Raw genomic sequence first — 17,496 nt, forward strand, 5'->3', positions numbered from 1 at the left:
TCATTTTATGGAAAAATAACTATTTTATCAAAATTTTCAATATAATCTTTACTTCCTTTAAAAAACAAAAAAAGCTCGTTTGAGCTTTTATTTGCTTACTATTATTAAAATATATGTTACGACATTAATTAAAATAGGAAAATAGTACGGTTTATAACGACCTTTCTTTTTAACTCCGATCCAATCAGGCTTCTTATTTAAAAGCAGCATATAAACAAGATGTAAAACAAAACCACTGCTAGTTATTAATAAAACAAACTCCCATTTATTTAAATAACTAATTTGATAAAAACCAATATGATTAATGATCTTTTCAGGAATAGAATCATTAAAAAAACAAAATACAACTATGGGTAAAAAACAAAATAAACCTTCTTTAATTCTTAATGTTTCCAATAACGATTTCACCATATTCATCCGCAACGTATTCAATCACTTGATTTTGTTTCAATGTTTCTTGGACATTGATCAATCGCTGGTTAGAAGAACCTCGATATAATAAAGATAGGCTTTTTTTCTCCATAATAAAACGACCATCAACCAATAAATCACATAATTTCAATAATTCTAGTTTATCTTGATCTTGAATAATTTCTTCATATTCAAAACCACTATACAAAACAATATTTAGATCATGTTTCTTTGCTTCCTGGCAAAGATAAATTAATGGTTTTGTTTGTAATAATGGTTCACCACCTGATAAAGTTATTCCATCAAGGATAGGATTATCAAAAATCTCAGCTAAAATTTTATCCACATCTTCTAAATAACCGCCATTTAAATCATGACTGCCAGGGTTATGACACCCTGGACAGTTATGATTACAGCCTTGAGTAAAAATCGTATAACGTAAACCTGGTCCATCAACAATTGAATCATTAGCCGTTCCAAACAAGCGAATCTTCATTAATCATCACCTGTTTTTTTAGCTAGATAATTAGTAATACGACTAATTCGTTCATGACCATGATGCATTTTTTCACTTCGTCCACACAATGGACAAACATCATCAATTATCCCATTATAACCACATAATGGATCACGATCTACAGGATGATTAATCGCTCCATAACCAATGCCATTATCATGCATCGCACGTACAATTTTTTCAAAAGCAGCAATGTTTTTAGTTGGATCACCATCCATTTCAATATAACTGATATGACCGCCATTAGTTAATTCATGATACGGTCCTTCCAGTTTGATTTTTTTATAAGCGCTAATTGGATAATATACAGGAATATGGAAACTGTTAGTATAATATTTACGATCAGTAACTCCCTCGATTTCACCAAAAAGTTTTTTATCCATTTTAACAAACCGTCCTGATAATCCTTCCGCTGGTGTGGCAATCAAACTAAAGTTTAAATGATATTTTTTACTGGCCTGATCCATTGCATTTCGCATGTGTCCGACAATTTGTAACCCTAATACTTGAGCCTTTTCGCTTTCGCCATGATGATGACCTATCAAAGCTTTTAGTGTTTCCGCTAAACCAATAAACCCAACCGTTAAGGTTCCATGTTTTAAAACTTCACGTACTTCTTCTTCAGGTTTAAGTTTTTCGCTATCAAGCCACACTTTTTGTCCCATTAAAAATGGATAGTTCATTACTTTACGGCGACATTGAATCTCAAAACGTTCTAGTAACTGATCAATACATAGCTCCAACATTTGATCTAATTTATCAAAAAACTCATTAACATCACCGCGAGCCTTGATTGCTAGTCTTGGTAAGTTAATTGAAGTAAAGCTTAAATTACCACGTCCAAAACTAATTTCTTGACCGGGATCATAAATATTTCCCATTACTCGAGTACGACACCCCATATAAGCAATTTCTGTTTCCGGTGTTCCTTTATAATATTGTTTATTAAACGGTGCATCGATAAAAGAGAAATTAGGGAATAGACGTTTAGCTGAAGTTCGACAAGCTAATTTAAATAAATCATAATTAGGTTCTCCCTGATTATAATTGATGCCTTCTTTAACTCTAAAAATTTGAATTGGGAAAATTGGTGTTTCACCATGTCCTAATCCTGCTTCAGTTGCTAGTAAAATATTTTTCATTACCATCCGTCCTTCACTAGACGTATCCATACCATAATTGATTGAACTAAATGGTACCTGGGCTCCGGCTCTTGAATGCATTGTATTTAAATTATGAATAAAAGCCTCCATCGCCTGATAAGCTTCCCGATCGGTTTCTTGATAAGCGTTTTTTGTTGCAAAACCAATAATGCGATCACTTTCTTGATCGATTTGATTATTTAATAAAACTTGTTTTAATTGTTCATTAAAATTAGAATCGATATCTAGCGCTGGTTTTAGCGTCATTTCCTGTTTAACTCTTTTAACAATTTCTTTTCCATCAAGATCACATAATAATGTTATTGCTTTTTCTAAGTTTTGATAAAAATGTTTATAATATGACTTAGCAATTCCTGGTGCCATACCATAATCAAAATTAGGAATAGCTTGACCACCATGTTGATCATTTTGATTCGACTGAATTGCAATACAAGCTAATGCAGCATAAGTAGTAATACTATTAGGTTCTCTTAAAACTCCATGCCCTGTTGAAAAACCATCTTTAAATAATTTGATTAAATCAATTTGACAGCAAGTAGTTGTCAAAGTCAAAAAGTCCATATCATGGATGTGAATATCTCCTTCAATATGTGCTTTAGCATGTTTAGGATTTAATACAAACATTTCATTAAACTGTTTAGCTGCTTCAGCTCCATATTTCAACATCGTTCCCATTGGTGCATCAGCATTAACATTCGCATTTTCCCGTTTTAAATCACTATCTTTACTATCGGCAAAAGTAATTTCTTCAAATGTTTTCATCAAGCGTGAACGCATATCCCTCTCTCTTGTGCGATTAGCCCGATATAAAATATAAGCTTTTGCCACCCGTACATATCCTTTTTCAATCAATACTTCTTCAACTGTATCCTGAACCAGTTCAACGGTAGGTAACTCACTTTTTTTCTTTTCTAATTTTATTTCGACAATTTTCGCAATATCTACTGCATTTTTCAAATCATATTTTCCACCTGTAGCTTCAAATGCTTTATAAATTGCTCCGGCTATTTTATCAATTTCAAAAGATACAAGACGACCATCTCTTTTGCGTATATTTTCAATCATTGCCATTTACCTCCATGCACCCTATAGTATAACTTATTTGCAACATAAATTCATGTTATATACTTCTTTGCCCTATATCTTTTTAAATTATAAAACAATCTTTCACCATTAAGTAAACGACCAAACCCATTAAAACTTTTAATTAACAGCAGAGTTTATAACACAACAAAAAAGATGTCGATTTTATTCGACATCTGATAAATCTTCGCCATTAGTAGAGATAACTTTTTTATACCAATAGAATGATTTCTTTCTACTTCTAGAAAAATCACCTTCATGAGCATTATTATAATTTACATAAATAAATCCATAACGTTTATCATATTCACCAGTTGAAGCAGAAACAATATCAAATGGTGACCACATCGTATATCCTAATAAATTAACACCATCATAATCAACAGCATCACGCATTGCTTCAATATGAGCTTTAAAGTAATCAATTCGATATTGGTCATTGATAGAACCATCTTCTTCAACTTTATCATAAGCTCCAAAACCATTTTCAACGATCATCATTGGAAGTTCAAAACGATCATTAAACCAGTTTAAACACCAGCGAAGTCCTAATGGGTCAATTTGCCATCCCCAGTCACTAGCTTTTAAGTAAGTATTTCTAACGAAATCTTCTCCTGAGTAATCAAATGTTTTTTCATTACGTCCTTGATATTTAGTGGCAAAAGACATGTAGTAAGAAAAACCAATATAATCAACTTTACCATTTTCTAAGATTTCTTTATCTTCTTCAGTGATGAAGTCATAACCTTTGCGTTCGAATTTTTTTAACATATGGCTTGGATAATGACCACGAGCATGTACTTCTACATACCAGTATTTTTGATGCATTGCTCCAAGAGCATTCATAACATCTTCAGGATTTGGTGAAGCTGGATAAACACCATTCATTCCAATCATACATCCAACTTGTAAATCCGGATTAATTTCATGGGCTGCTTTTACTGCTAAAGCTGAAGCCACTAATTCATAATGAGCTGATAAATACATTAGATATTCAGGATCATCACCATCTTTTAATAATACTGCCCCTTCTTGAATTAAATTATGTTGTGTAACATCAGCTTGATTATTGATTTCATTAAATGTCATCCAATATTTAACTTTATGCTGATATCTTTCAAAACATACTTTTGCGAATTTAACGAACATATCAATAGCTTCACGATTTCTAAAACCACCATATTCTTTAGCTAAAGCCCATGGTAATTCAAAGTGTGATAAAGTAATTACTGGTTCAATTCCATATTTATGACATTCATCAAATAAATCATCATAGAATTTTAAACCTTCTTCATTAGGTTTTTCTTCATCACCACGAGGGAAAATTCTTGTCCAAGCAATTGAAGTTCTAAAAGCCTTAAATCCCATTTCAGCCATTAAAGCGATATCTTCTTTATAGCGATGATAAAAATCAACCCCAACATGATTTGGATAATCTTCACCTTCAATAACCCCATCAGTTAAACGACGTGGTGCTCCAGTTACATTATCACCAGCCGTTTCAACATCACTACAGCTAATTCCTTTTCCGCCTTCTTGCCAGGCACCTTCACATTGATGAGCAGCTACTGCTCCACCCCATAAAAAGTCTTCTCTAAATCCCATACTGTTACCTCTTTTCTATATTATCTTGTTATCTTTAATTATATAACAAAATCGAGATTTTTTTAATGACTTTTTAAATTAAAGAAACTTTTTTTTCATGATTTTTTCACAGTTAATTTTATAACTGATACTTATTTATCGTTACTTGATAATCTTTATAAATTGCTACTATATAACCAGTACTAATTTTTTCAATCAAACCATAACGAAATAAAACTTCCTGGTCGAGATGATACTTTTCAACTAGACTATGCATTACTACTTTAGCCTGTTTTTTATCTAATGAAGAAACCCACCAGCGTTTTGGTTTAACTTTAGCTAAGCGTAAATAGTCTTCAATCAATAAATCTTGATATTTTCCGTTTAGAAATTGATTTAAATAACTAAATAATTCATCATTTTGGAATTTAAACATCTTAAACTGATGTTTTAAATAATAATTACCAAGATCTAAAAAGAAATAAAATGGTGATTCTACCTCACTAATTACTTTTTTTAATGTAAGTGGCATTTTGCCACTATTCCAAAACTTCTCCAGCATTTCTTCAACTAAATGAATTTGTTTGATATCATCTTTAGATAAATCATTGCTTTCAATTAATTCATACGGCGGTCTATCATCATAAACATAACCATACTGATTAGCTTCATTTCTTAAACTTGTTCCTCTAAGCAACTTTAAAAAACCAAGTTGTAATTCTTTAGGATAAAAAGCAAATACATCATCAAATGATTTAGCAAAACGTTCTAAATTTTCTAGCGGTAACCCAGCAATTAAATCTAAATGAAAATCAATTTTATGATTTGTTTGTAACTGTCTAATTACCTCGCTTAAACGATTAAAATCCTGATAACGCTTGACAATTTCATTAGTTGGTTCATAAGTTGACTGAATCCCAATTTCAAAGCGTAATAAACCATCAGGAGCAAATTCATTAATATAATCAATGATCTTTTGATCTAAAACATCACCATTAATTTCAAACTGAAACTGAATTCCAGGCCGATAGTTTTTAAAAATAAATTCTAGGATAGCTAAAGCATGACTAGTTTTAGCATTGAAACTACGATCTAATAACTTAACCGTTTTTACACCACTATCAATGATCATTTTCAACTGCTTTTTTAAATAATCTAAACTAAAAAAACGTAATCCTTTTTCTAAAGACGATAAACAATATTGACAGCGATACGGACAGCCGCGACTAGTTTCAAAATACAAAATCCGATTAGCCATATCTTTTAGATCGCATTCTAATAAATATGGTGAATCTAAAGTTTCCAGATAACTAAGATCAACTGGCTTAGTCTGGCGATAATCACGATCATCTTTAGTCGAGATTCCTTGAATCTTAACCATTTGTTTAGCTTCAAGACAATCAAGCAACTGTTTAAAAGCTACTTCACCTTCACCACTAATTAAATAATCAATTTCAAAATTATCTAAAAAATAATCGATTTCATAGCTAACCTCTGGTCCACCAATTACAATAATCAATTCTGGACGTTCTTTTTTTATCTTGGCAATTATTTCTTTGATCAATTCAACGTTCCAAATATAAATACTAAAAGCTAACACATCAATTTTTAGACTTAATAATTCATGAACAATACGATCAAGATCATCTTTGATCGTATATTCTTTAAAACTGACATCATGATGATCTTTAGTCGCTACATATAACAATCTTAACGCTAATGATTTGTGAATGTATTTTGAATTTAATGTTGTAATTAATGTTTTCATAAACTCCCTCTTATTAAAATAATCTAGGGAATACCCTAGATTATTTTTCCTCTATTTCTGGCATAACATTTTTATATAGACAATATTCTTCAAAAGTCCAATTATTTTTAACTATTTCTTTGGCAACGTCTTTACCGACATAACGTAAATGCCATGGTTCATGGGCAATTCCGGTAATATTATCACGTCCACTTTCAAAGCGGATGATAAATCCATATTTTTCGCAGTTTTCAACAACCCATTTATATTCATCAGTATCCCCAAAAGTAATTCTTTGACCATCAACAACACTTTGTGAAGTTAAATCAATTCCTAATCCTGTTTGATGTTCACTAGCACCAGGTTTTGCAACATATTCAGCGGCATATTGACCACCATAACGAGTTTCAAAATCATTATAAATAGCTACTTGAGTTTCATAAGAACGATAAGCACTATTTAAAACTAATTCAAGTCCTTCTTTTTTAGCAGCATCATACATTTCTTTTAAAGCATTAGCTGTTTTTTCTGTCATCTTTGAATTTTCACAATCTGGTGCTACTGGAATCTTACAATCTACTAAATCCGGTTCATAATTATTTGGCAAATAGAAACCTTTCTTAACCAATGTTAATAATTCTTTAGGGTTTGTAATTGTATATTCATCTTTAGGTTCCCCATTACTTGAAATGATAAATGGATAATTAGTGATACCAACAGCATAATTATAATCTTTATAAGTTGCATAAGCACTAATATATTCTTTTAATTTTTGAATTTGATAACCGGCAACCTTACGATAAGGTTTAAGATCATCATAGCTATATTCATTATCAATTAAATATTGAAAATCATCTTCACTAGCGCCATCTTCAACCAAATTCCAAATTTCTTTTTCACTATATGAAAGATCTTTTAAACTATCAACTTGGTTTTCATATAGATTATCAATGTAAGTAATTACATCATCATAATCCATTTTTTTATTTAAAGCTAAATATCTTTCATACTCATCATACCATTCAACATGATCAGAATTATCGATCCATTCAACAATATGATCCATTTTATCATGACTTAGGATTTCATTTTCTTCATCGCTATTAAGTGTTAAGATCTCACTAGCCTGAGAAAACGAATATCCTTTAAACATTAACTGAATTCTAGTTAGATTTAAAACAATAACAGCTGCAATAATTAAAACCGCAATAATCACACCAATGATAGCTACGCGACCAACTCGTAAACGGCGTCTAGAACTAGTCCCATAGCTACTATAATATCCATAATCTCTTCTTTTTTTAAACATCCTTTTTTGCTCCTTTATTTACCAAATCCAAATAATTTTGTCGACCACTTGCATATAAATCATTACCAGCACTATCAATAACTACTACCAAAGGCATCTCATCAACGACTAAACGACGAATTGCTTCTGGTCCTAAATCTTCAAAAGCAATCACTTCACATTCTTTGATACAGCTAGACATCATCGCTCCAGCACCACCAATAGCTCCAAAATAAACACCACCATGTTTTACGATAGCATCTTTGACCGCCTGGTTACGATATCCTTTACCAATCATCGAACGTAATCCTTCTTTAATTAAACGAGGGGCATACGCATCCATTCGCCCTGATGTCGTTGGCCCGCCACTGCCAAAAACCATTCCTGGTTTACTAGGAGTTGGCCCGACATAAAAGATCACTTGATCTTTTAAAGGAAATGGTAATTCTTTATTTTCATTTAATAAAGCCATTAAGCGTTTATGCCCAGCATCGCGACCAGTATAAATGACTCCGCTCAATAAAACTTCATCCCCTGAGTGTAATTGTTTAATTTTTTCTTTTGTCAAAGGTGTTGTTAGTTTAATCATAAACTTGCCTCCTTATGTCTAGATACATGACAACAAATACTTACAGCAACTGGCATTCCTGCAATATGAGTAGGATAAGTTTCAATATTCAATGATAATGCTGTTGTTTTACCACCATAACCAGCTGGTCCAATTCCCGTTTCATTAACCATCTCTAATAACTCTGTTTCCAGCTTAGCATAACGGCTATCTTGATGATGGCTACCAATTGGACGTAACATGGCCTGTTTTGCTAGCATCGTCACTTTATCAAACGAACCCCCGATTCCTACCCCAATTACCATTGGGGGACAGGCATTAGGTCCGGCATCATTGACTACTTTTAAAACAAAATCTTTGATTCCATCCACTCCATCACTTGGTTTTAACATTTTTACCTGAGACATATTTTCTGAACCAAAGCCTTTAGGAGCAACAACAATTTTAAAAATATCGCCAGGAACAATATCAAAATAGATGATTGCTGGGGTGTTATCTTTAGTATTGATTCGTTCAAATAACGGATCATCAACAACTGATTTACGTAAATAACCTTCCTGATATCCTAAACGAACCCCTTCATTGATTGCTTCTTTTAAATTTCCATCGACATGTACTTCTTGACCTATAGTTACATAAATAAACGCCATACCGGTATCTTGACAAATTGGCATTTGTTTTGCTTTAGCTAAAGCAGCATTTTCAATTAAGACATCCAATGTTTTTTTAGCTAAAGGATAGGGCTCTTTAGCCTCTTTATTTTTAAGGGCATTAAAGACATCTTCAGGTAAATTACAAGCTGCTTCAATGCATAATTTTTTAACTGTTTTTATAATATCTTCACATTTAATTTCTCGCATTTTGATTCCTCTCACAAAAAAAGGCATCTAACCTTTTTAAATAATATTTTCCTGAATATTAGGATAATATAATGAATAATATCTAAGTGACATCAACTCAACGGTCGTAAGTAAAGTATGCTTACCAGTTTTACGCTGTTTGCTTTCACCTAATACGATAGTATAGTCAATATTGATGTTAATATCAAGACCTGGATTATTAGTTATTAAAACAACTTTACATTTTGATTTGCGTAAATACTGCATTATTTTACTACTATTTTTCAAATAAAAACCATTTACGGTCATAATAATCGCTACACTATTTTGATCTAACGAACGGGCACAGTCAATTTGCCGTTCAGTTTCCATATACGCCATCGTAAACTTTTCCAACATCAATAAATCTGTTTGAAAATGTAAAGCTGCCGAATGTGAAAACTGCGTTCCAAAAAAAGCTACCGAATCACTATCATGAATCAATGCTAACACTTTATCAATAATATCCCAATCTAAATACTCCGGTAATTTGCTTACGGCATCGCAAACTTGTTTACTATAATATTCAGTACATGATTGCGGATTATCTTTCATGACATTTAAAGGAACATTGATCAAGTTATTAAACTTTTTACTGTCTGATGCAAATAAAGAACACTCTTGTTTTAAATGAGCATAGTTTTCATATCCTAAGGTCCGACAAAACCGCGAAATAGTTGCAGGGGAAACATAACATTCTTTAGCTAGCTGACTAATTCCCATTTTCGCTACTTTAGAAAAATTATGAGCCATATACCAGGCAATATTATAGTTGGTATCTGCTTCATTAGCTGTATCTAAAAAGATAATCAAACGATAAAACAAACTTTTCATTATGCTCTTCCTCCACTTACGTGTATTATACACTAAATTTCGCTAATTTAAAATAGTCGTGGCAATACCTAAAAAAATTAATTTCACATAATTTTCGATAATTGCTTTACATTTTTACCAACCTTTTATCCTAATATAATAATCGTAGTCAAAAGATATTCGATTTTCCCTTCAATATAACGACTACAAAATATAACGATATCCTTCCCTGATATCATATATTATTAGTATCCTTTCCCTGATAACTAATAAAAAAATGGCAAGTGTTAAGCACTTGTCATTTTACTATCTTAAAATTTGACGATAAACGCGTAAAACATTACCATAAAAAACTTTTTCAATTTCAGCTTTACTAAGTCCCGCTTTTTGTAAAGCTTCTGCTAATAAATTCATCATCGAAGCATCCTGAATTTCTAAATTTTGATCAATTCCATCAAAATCCGTTCCCAAACCAACATAATCAATTCCCACAAGATCTTTAATATATAAAATATGTTTAACCATATCTTCAACACACGATCTTACATGACCAGTAGTAGATGGCTTTAAAAAATCACCACAAAAATTAATTCCCATGACTCCACCACGTTTAGCTAAGGCTTTGATCATATCGTCAGTTAAATTACGGGCTACATTACAAATAGTTCGCGCATTACTGTGAGAAGCTACAAATGGTTTAGTAGTATATTTTAATACATCATAAAAACCGGCATCCCCTAAATGAGAAACATCAATGATCATCCCTAAACGTTCCATTTCCTGGACATAGGCTATTCCAAATTCAGTTAAACCATCCTGGTCATTGATGCTTTTCAATCGGGCAAACCCTTCACCGCTAGTCATATTAGGAAAACCAATTCCATTTGGATAATTCCAGGTCAAAGTGATCATCCTAACTCCAAGACGATAGTAATTGCGTAAGATTGCTAGATCATTTTTTACGACCGCACCCTCTTCCAATGTCAACAACGCCGACATTTTACCTTCATTTTGATTATCAATAATATCCTGGTAACAATAGACTGGTTTTATCATATCTTGATTTTTATCTAATTCTCGATAATACAAATCAATTAAACGCTGGGCTTTGACTAACGGATCTAATTGATCATTTAAATCAACGAACATGGCAAAATTCTGTAACAAATAATCCCCTTTAACCATTTTATTTAAATCAATATTAAATTTATTTTCTTTTAATGCGCCCCCTTCGTCGTAAATTCGCAAAATTGTATCACAATGCATATCAACAACTTTCATCGTTATCACTTCCTTACTACCATTCTATGTATCGTTATTTTTATTATCCTTTTTTTATTTTATAATATAGTGAACCGAAATGCAGCCTAGTCCACCATGACAAGTTAAAACAGCCGGTAATTTACTTACTAATACTTCAATTTCACCAAAAACATCCTGAATGATTTTTTTAGCTTTTTTAGCACCTTCTAAATTATCACCATGGCATATATAAATACGATGTTCTTTTAAGTTAACTCCCGCTTCTTTAAATTTATCAATAACTAACTTAACAATTTTAGTTTCCGTCCGGCTCATACCATATTTATCAACACAGCTGCCATCTTCTTTTAAATATAACAGCGCTTTGATTTTTAAGATCGTTGCCATTTTTGCCGCTACTGGTGATAAACGGCCTGAACGCGCTAGCTGTTTAAAATTCATTGGCGCTAAAAACGAAAAACAATTATCAGTCTTATGTTTCAACATCGCCATAATTTCTTCAACACTAGCGCCTTGATCAGCCATAACTTTAGCGCTAATAGCCATATCCATGACCGGTGCTCCAATTTGACGACTATCATAAATATAAACATTATCCATTTCTAGATTATTTTTGACTAAATTAAATCCGCTCCAAGTTCCTGATAAATCACTGCTGCAAGTAACAATGATGATTGCTTCATAATTTTTTTCTTTCCATTGTTCCATCAAATTTTGCAGATAACCAGTATTCGGCTGTGATGTTGAAGGTACTGCTCCCACTTTTAATTGTTCATATAGTTCATCAGTTGAAATATCAATTTGATCTTTATATTCCTGACGATCAATGATCACACTTAATGATACTAATTCAATTCCGTATTTTTGTGCCTGACTCCCACTCATAGCACTTGTAGTATCAGTTACAATCAAGTAATTTTTCATTTTATTATTCCTTTCATAGTTTGATTTCTTTATCTTGATAATCTTTGGTCAAAGATTGATATTTTTTTAGCCAGGCCAGTGCTTCTTGATATTCTTCTTCAGTTAATAACTCATCTAAAATATCATTATATACTAATGAACAAACATCATAGATACTTTGCCATAAAGCATCAAATTCATTTTCCACTCCTTTCTTTAAATCCCCTTGTTCACTTTCTTGATAAGCCGCTAACTCATGCCCTAATTTAATTGCTTGATCTTTATTAGCCACTATTCTTCCTCCTTTATCTTAACAAAATTATAACATTTATTTACTAAACATGGTATATTCTCTTAACTTTCCCTGTTTTATTTTATCTAATCATATCATAAAATCAACTTATATAATTACTTAATAATCATTAAATATAAAAAAACTAGGAGATTTTACTCTCCTAGCCATCTTTTGTGTAAATAAATTCCTGAAATCAATAATGATGAAACAATCATCATCAAACCAAACAATTCTATTTTTCTATCATCGCCAGTTGATACAACTGTAACTTTTTGATCATACATAACTATTTGTTGACCTTTTTCAGTATTATCTACGATGAAATTTATCTTATCAGCCTGGTGATAACCTTCAGGAGCTTGTTTTTCAATTAAAACATATTCTTTTCCAGCTACTAATCCAGTAATTGAATGCGGTTTATCATTAGTTACCCATTCATCAATTACATTCCCATCTAAATCTTGGATAACTAGTGTTGCTCCTGATAATTCTTGATGAGTTTTATCATCTTGTTTAGAAATTTCGACAAACGTTGGATAATTTTCTAGTTCTAACTGTTGTCTGTAAACCTTAGTTGTTGTATCACTTTGACTAAAGATTACATCATACTTTTTAGAGTCTAAAACCAAACCAGGGATCGTAGCAATTTCTTGAATTTGATACTGACCTAGTGGTAAATCTTCAACCTTTAAATAACCTTCATTATTTAAATTGTATTTACCAACAATAGCCCCTTTAGCATAAATAATACTTCCATCAATTGGTGAAATGATATCTTCTTTAGCCGTTAACTGATAAATAATTGGTGATAGATCATCAATTTTTAATAAACAAGTATCACTATCTTTTAATACCACTTCTTTAGTAAGCTCCAATTCTCCTTTTGGCTGACTATTAGTAACATTTATTTCTAAAATAAAATCACCATCTTCATCTTTACTATAATCACGAATGTTTTCAATCGTAAATTCAATTTGTTTATCTAAAGCTAAAAAACCATCTGGTACTTTAACTTCTTCAAGATAATATTTTCCTGGATCTAATTGTAATGGCAAGATCACACTGCCTAAATCGTTATTATGATTTAAATAGGCGCTACTTACAACTATATTTTCACTATTGGTAGTAAAAGTATCATAAGTTTGACCGCCAACTTTTTGTTTAATCGTTTCATCAGCACGATAAATAACTTTTCCATTTAAAACGATATCTTCTTTAGCCTTGATTTTAAATGTTGCACTATTTAAAGTCACGATTTGATTTGTTTCTTGATCACGTTTGATTAGTTTAAGCTGTGTTGTATAAGGACGGTTATTAATATCGATTATTTTAATTTGTTCAATATCTGGATATTCACTATAATCATCACTTATTGTAACCGTAAAATCCGGTGCTGTTATATAATCTTTAGGAGTCTTAGTTTCTTTAACTAAATACTTTCCATAAGGTAAATATGGTGTATTGGCTTTTCCATTTTCATCAGTAGTGATAATAGCGTATGTTGTTGCCTTATCCCAGCCAACATGATCAACTTCACTTTTTAACTTGAATGTAAACTCAGCTCCCTGCAATCCTTTGACAAAACCACTAACACCATCTTTTTCACCGGATTTATGAATCTGAATCTTTTGCATATTAACTCGATTAGCAGTTTTCGAATCAACAATAACTTTAGATACACTTTGATTAGCATACTTCAAAGAAACATTAATAATATCCTGATTTAACACTAATGAATCATTACTGCTTATTTCCTTTATATAATATTCACCTAAATGAAGATCATCAAAAGTTATCTTTCCGTCTTGATCAGTTTTCTTAGCCACAATCAATTCATCTTGATCATAATATACTTTCGTACCAGCTTTATTAGTAATTTTTTCCTTGGCATATAGACCATATTCATTACCTTCAATAAATGCCTCTCCTAGTTTGCCAGCAGTTTTACTAGTATCGATTTCTTTTGTTAGAGTGATCTTCCCTAATGGTTCATCATTGCTTACTGTTTGGGTTGTTGTTTCATTTGCATTTATGACAATTTTATAAACTGTTTCATTTAATAAATAGCCTTCAGGTGCTTGAATTTCTGATAATTCATACGTTCCAAGCGGTAAGTTTTCAACTGTGATTTTACCATCAGTAACTTTAATTTCCTGTTCGTAGCCATCGAAGCTAGTTGCTTTTAACTTAAAAATAGCACCATCAATCAAATCTTGATTCAAATTAGTTTTCGTTAATTCTAAACGACCACTATCAATCCAATTAACACTATAAGTAAGATTTGCGATATCATAAGTATAACTGCCATGACTTTGCGTATTTCCACTGCCGTAAATAGCCAAAGGAACAAAACGAGTACAGTTATTTCCCGCAATATTGCCACTTGTATAATCTTCAAATACATTCATTGGTGCTATCAAATAAAAGCTTTGACCGCCACTAACACTGACAACCCCATTACCTGATTTTCCAGTTGAAATATTATGCAAAGTTACGCCATCTTGTAAAGTAACATTGATCGTTGCATTTTCTGTCGCATTAAAAGTAACCGTATTAGTTTTTTGCATCCGGATATCAGGATCAAAATAAGCCGTAAAATTATCACTTAAACTAGGATCTTGTGGTGCTGGTAGACTAGCAATATAGTTATATAATCCTTTTAGACCAATTCCTAACGACTCTAATCCATCTAAATCAACACCCATTAAATCACCGCTATAAGCAATTGATAAAAGTACATGGGTATATAAATAATGCGTTTCTGGTGTACTAAGACCATCATCAAACAGACCATTACCAGTGCCATCTAATTCACCTGGTAAAGCCGCTGGCCCACCAAAACCATAGTAGAGTAATTTACTAACCATTTCATTAGAGTTGACTAATTCTTCGGCCGTTTTTTCACCAGCTGATGGACTATTTTTACTTGACTCTAAACAATATGACCATTGACCATTAAAAGTACACATCCAGGTACTCCATTGTTTTACACCTAATTTACGGGCCCACCATTCTGGATAATCTAGTTCTTTAACGCGAGTAAATGGTCCGGTATAACTGGCAGCTTCTAGATGATTAATACTACCTATCAAACAAGAAAACATCATCATCAAAATAATTATTATTTTTAAAAATTTTAAACTTATCTTTTTCAATCTTATCATTTTCTTTTCCTCCTCAAAATAAAAAAAGTATCGCTATGATACTACCTATGTTGCCATCATTTTTCTTCACCTCACTTTTACACCATTACTTCTTTTAAAAAAAATTCACGATCAACAATTAGAAGTAATTGTGTTATCCAAAGAAAACAAATAACTATAAAAAAATAAAAAGTACCGGCCAGGGTACTTTTTAAAATAGTATATTCGTTTTCCATGTCTTAATTCTAACATTCCTAATCATTCTTGTAAAGTTATTGCGATCAAAGTAAAATAAATATTTTTTCAATATTTTTATCTTTTTAATAAAATTTAATTATATTATTTAGTTAAATTACAAAAACAGTAAATAAATATGATACTAATTTAAGACATATTTGAGAAAAATTTGCGAAAATAAAAAGAAATCCAAATAATCTTGGATTTCTAATTAACTTCATCATCAAGCAATCAAGCAACTACTTCTTTTTTCTAGTAAAGATAGCTTTTATCCCTCGGCTAACAACTTGGAAAAAACTTAATGAACGAACAAGATTTTCAGATGGGATATACTTGTTAACCGCTCTTAATAAAGCTTTATTATCACGTGATGAAAAAGTAAAATTACCATTTTGTTTAGTCACTACCGCAAAGCGAGGAATCCATTTTCCTTTAAATAACACCGATGCCATCACACAATTTACTTCTTCCCAAGGAATTTGAATATAATCCTGGATATTTTTATCATTATAAAACTCTAGCGCCTTATCGCCAATCATGATCTTACCATAGGCTGCTAGTCCTAAATATGAAGTAGCTGGGATGGTTAGATCGACTTTTGTATTTAAAGACTGTACCACTGTATTTCCTCCTTTACCTAAGTTTTTTTACATAATACGAGCTAAACGAGCTAAGATACCAACAATGAATAATGCTACGATGATTACGATTGGTGAAACTTTTTTCTTTAATAACCAGCAGCAAAGTAATGTTAATAATAAAGCTGATAACCCTGGAATTAATTGGTCTAAGTTTTGTTGTAAAGTTGTAACTTTTTCAACATTTAAACCATCAGCACCTAAAGTACTGTATTGTTCTAAAGCATATTTGATTCCTTCAGCACCAGATTTAACTTTATCCCAATCAATGAAAGCACCTTCAGATTGAGTAACAGTTGATACAATTGGTGTAAAAGTAATACTTACCCAACGTTGTACCAATGATCCGATGATAAACATACCTAGAATTGAAGCTCCTTGAGTAACTTTTCCAAGTAAACCACCAGATAAGTCCTGAGCAATTGAAGTTCCTACTTTGTATCCAAATTCTTGAGTATACCATAAGAAAGCAAGACGAATAATATTCCATGCAAAGAAGAATAATAAAGGTCCTACAATATTACCACTTAATGCTAGTGAAGCACCTAAAGCTCCTAAAATTGGACGAAGAGTAAACCAGAATACTGGATCTCCAACTCCGGCAAGAGGTCCCATCATACCAACTTTAACCCCTTGGATTGCCTGATCGTTAATTTCAGCACCATTAGCCCGTTCTTCTTCTAATGCTAATGTAACCCCCATTACTGGAGCTGATACATACGGATGAGTATTATAGAATTCCATATGTCTTTTTAATGCTGCAACTTGATCATCTTTATTTTTATATAATCTTTTAATTGCTGGAATGATTGAATAACACCATCCCCCATTTTGCATACGTTCATAGTTCCAAGAACCTTGAAGGAACTGATGACGCCAAGCAACTGATAAACGATCTTTTTTTGATAATTTAATTTTTTCTGCCATTGTTTTTTTCCTCCTTCAAGATTTTAATAATCATTTAA

At 31.8% G+C, this 17,496-nt stretch carries 15 protein-coding genes; all 15 read right to left on the reverse strand.

Annotation, left to right across the window (positions count from 1 at the left end; translation table 11 throughout):
* Positions 1-87: 87 nt before the first annotated feature.
* Positions 88-396, reverse strand: coding sequence for a hypothetical protein (locus J7M77_RS09730; protein WP_296877962.1), 309 nt, complete (start codon positions 394-396; stop codon positions 88-90).
* A complete protein-coding gene (nrdG, locus tag J7M77_RS09735) occupies positions 377-907 on the reverse strand; it encodes an anaerobic ribonucleoside-triphosphate reductase activating protein (protein ID WP_296877964.1) in 531 nt (176 codons plus the stop codon). The genes J7M77_RS09730 and nrdG overlap by 20 nt, the downstream gene beginning before the upstream one ends.
* Positions 907-3,156, reverse strand: coding sequence for an anaerobic ribonucleoside triphosphate reductase (locus J7M77_RS09740; protein WP_296877966.1), 2,250 nt, complete (start codon positions 3,154-3,156; stop codon positions 907-909). Before J7M77_RS09740 ends, nrdG begins: the two co-directional genes overlap by 1 nt.
* Positions 3,157-3,339: 183 nt before the next feature.
* Positions 3,340-4,779, reverse strand: a complete 1,440-nt coding sequence (locus tag J7M77_RS09745; protein ID WP_296877968.1) for a 6-phospho-beta-glucosidase — start codon at positions 4,777-4,779, stop codon at positions 3,340-3,342.
* A gap of 118 nt (positions 4,780-4,897) precedes the next feature.
* Positions 4,898-6,526 (reverse strand): B12-binding domain-containing radical SAM protein, encoded by a 1,629-nt coding sequence (locus J7M77_RS09750; RefSeq protein WP_296877970.1) that lies wholly within the window; start codon positions 6,524-6,526, stop codon positions 4,898-4,900.
* A 40-nt stretch (positions 6,527-6,566) separates the two neighbouring features.
* Positions 6,567-7,814 carry a M15 family metallopeptidase gene (locus J7M77_RS09755; RefSeq protein WP_296877972.1) on the reverse strand — a complete coding sequence of 416 codons (1,248 nt, stop codon included), beginning with the start codon at positions 7,812-7,814 and terminating at the stop codon, positions 6,567-6,569.
* Positions 7,807-8,382: a Fe-S-containing hydro-lyase gene (locus J7M77_RS09760; RefSeq protein ID WP_296877974.1), complete on the reverse strand. Its 576-nt coding sequence runs from the start codon at positions 8,380-8,382 to the stop codon at positions 7,807-7,809. Before J7M77_RS09760 ends, J7M77_RS09755 begins: the two co-directional genes overlap by 8 nt.
* Positions 8,379-9,221, reverse strand: a complete 843-nt coding sequence (locus J7M77_RS09765; protein ID WP_296877976.1) for a fumarate hydratase — start codon at positions 9,219-9,221, stop codon at positions 8,379-8,381. Before J7M77_RS09765 ends, J7M77_RS09760 begins: the two co-directional genes overlap by 4 nt.
* Positions 9,222-9,257: 36 nt before the next feature.
* Complete coding sequence (locus tag J7M77_RS09770) at positions 9,258-10,073, reverse strand: MurR/RpiR family transcriptional regulator (protein WP_296877978.1); 816 nt, start codon at positions 10,071-10,073, stop codon at positions 9,258-9,260.
* Between the two features lie 285 nt (positions 10,074-10,358).
* On the reverse strand, positions 10,359-11,333 hold the full coding sequence (locus tag J7M77_RS09775; protein ID WP_296877980.1) for a dipeptidase: 975 nt from the start codon (positions 11,331-11,333) through the stop codon (positions 10,359-10,361).
* A 54-nt stretch (positions 11,334-11,387) separates the two neighbouring features.
* Positions 11,388-12,239: a DegV family protein gene (locus tag J7M77_RS09780; protein WP_296877982.1), complete on the reverse strand. Its 852-nt coding sequence runs from the start codon at positions 12,237-12,239 to the stop codon at positions 11,388-11,390.
* 13 nt (positions 12,240-12,252) lie between these two features.
* Positions 12,253-12,510: a hypothetical protein gene (locus J7M77_RS09785; RefSeq protein WP_296877984.1), complete on the reverse strand. Its 258-nt coding sequence runs from the start codon at positions 12,508-12,510 to the stop codon at positions 12,253-12,255.
* A gap of 155 nt (positions 12,511-12,665) precedes the next feature.
* Entirely contained in the window at positions 12,666-15,677 is a 3,012-nt protein-coding gene (locus J7M77_RS09790; RefSeq protein ID WP_296877986.1) for a SpaA isopeptide-forming pilin-related protein, read from the reverse strand.
* A 455-nt stretch (positions 15,678-16,132) separates the two neighbouring features.
* Entirely contained in the window at positions 16,133-16,513 is a 381-nt protein-coding gene (locus J7M77_RS09795) for a DUF956 family protein (protein WP_296877988.1), read from the reverse strand.
* Between the two features lie 27 nt (positions 16,514-16,540).
* Positions 16,541-17,458: a PTS system mannose/fructose/sorbose family transporter subunit IID gene (locus tag J7M77_RS09800; protein WP_296877990.1), complete on the reverse strand. Its 918-nt coding sequence runs from the start codon at positions 17,456-17,458 to the stop codon at positions 16,541-16,543.
* Positions 17,459-17,496 lie beyond the last annotated feature (38 nt).

The sequence above is a fragment of the Thomasclavelia sp. genome (assembly GCF_017889095.1).
Taxonomy (GTDB): domain Bacteria; phylum Bacillota_I; class Bacilli_A; order Erysipelotrichales; family Coprobacillaceae; genus Thomasclavelia.

Bases quoted from the DNA above. Each gene is read 5' to 3' on its own strand.
- nrdG (WP_296877964.1), bottom strand. From the start codon at position 907: ATGAAGATTCGCTTGTTTGGAACGGCTAATGATTCAATTGTTGATGGA.
- J7M77_RS09740 (WP_296877966.1), bottom strand. From the start codon at position 3,156: ATGATTGAAAATATACGCAAAAGAGATGGTCGTCTTGTATCTTTTGAA.
- J7M77_RS09745 (WP_296877968.1), bottom strand. From the start codon at position 4,779: ATGGGATTTAGAGAAGACTTTTTATGGGGTGGAGCAGTAGCTGCTCAT.
- J7M77_RS09750 (WP_296877970.1), bottom strand. From the start codon at position 6,526: ATGAAAACATTAATTACAACATTAAATTCAAAATACATTCACAAATCA.
- J7M77_RS09755 (WP_296877972.1), bottom strand. From the start codon at position 7,814: ATGTTTAAAAAAAGAAGAGATTATGGATATTATAGTAGCTATGGGACT.
- J7M77_RS09760 (WP_296877974.1), bottom strand. From the start codon at position 8,382: ATGATTAAACTAACAACACCTTTGACAAAAGAAAAAATTAAACAATTA.
- J7M77_RS09765 (WP_296877976.1), bottom strand. From the start codon at position 9,221: ATGCGAGAAATTAAATGTGAAGATATTATAAAAACAGTTAAAAAATTA.
- J7M77_RS09770 (WP_296877978.1), bottom strand. From the start codon at position 10,073: ATGAAAAGTTTGTTTTATCGTTTGATTATCTTTTTAGATACAGCTAAT.
- J7M77_RS09775 (WP_296877980.1), bottom strand. From the start codon at position 11,333: ATGAAAGTTGTTGATATGCATTGTGATACAATTTTGCGAATTTACGAC.
- J7M77_RS09780 (WP_296877982.1), bottom strand. From the start codon at position 12,239: ATGAAAAATTACTTGATTGTAACTGATACTACAAGTGCTATGAGTGGG.
- J7M77_RS09790 (WP_296877986.1), bottom strand. From the start codon at position 15,677: ATGATAAGATTGAAAAAGATAAGTTTAAAATTTTTAAAAATAATAATT.
- J7M77_RS09800 (WP_296877990.1), bottom strand. From the start codon at position 17,458: ATGGCAGAAAAAATTAAATTATCAAAAAAAGATCGTTTATCAGTTGCT.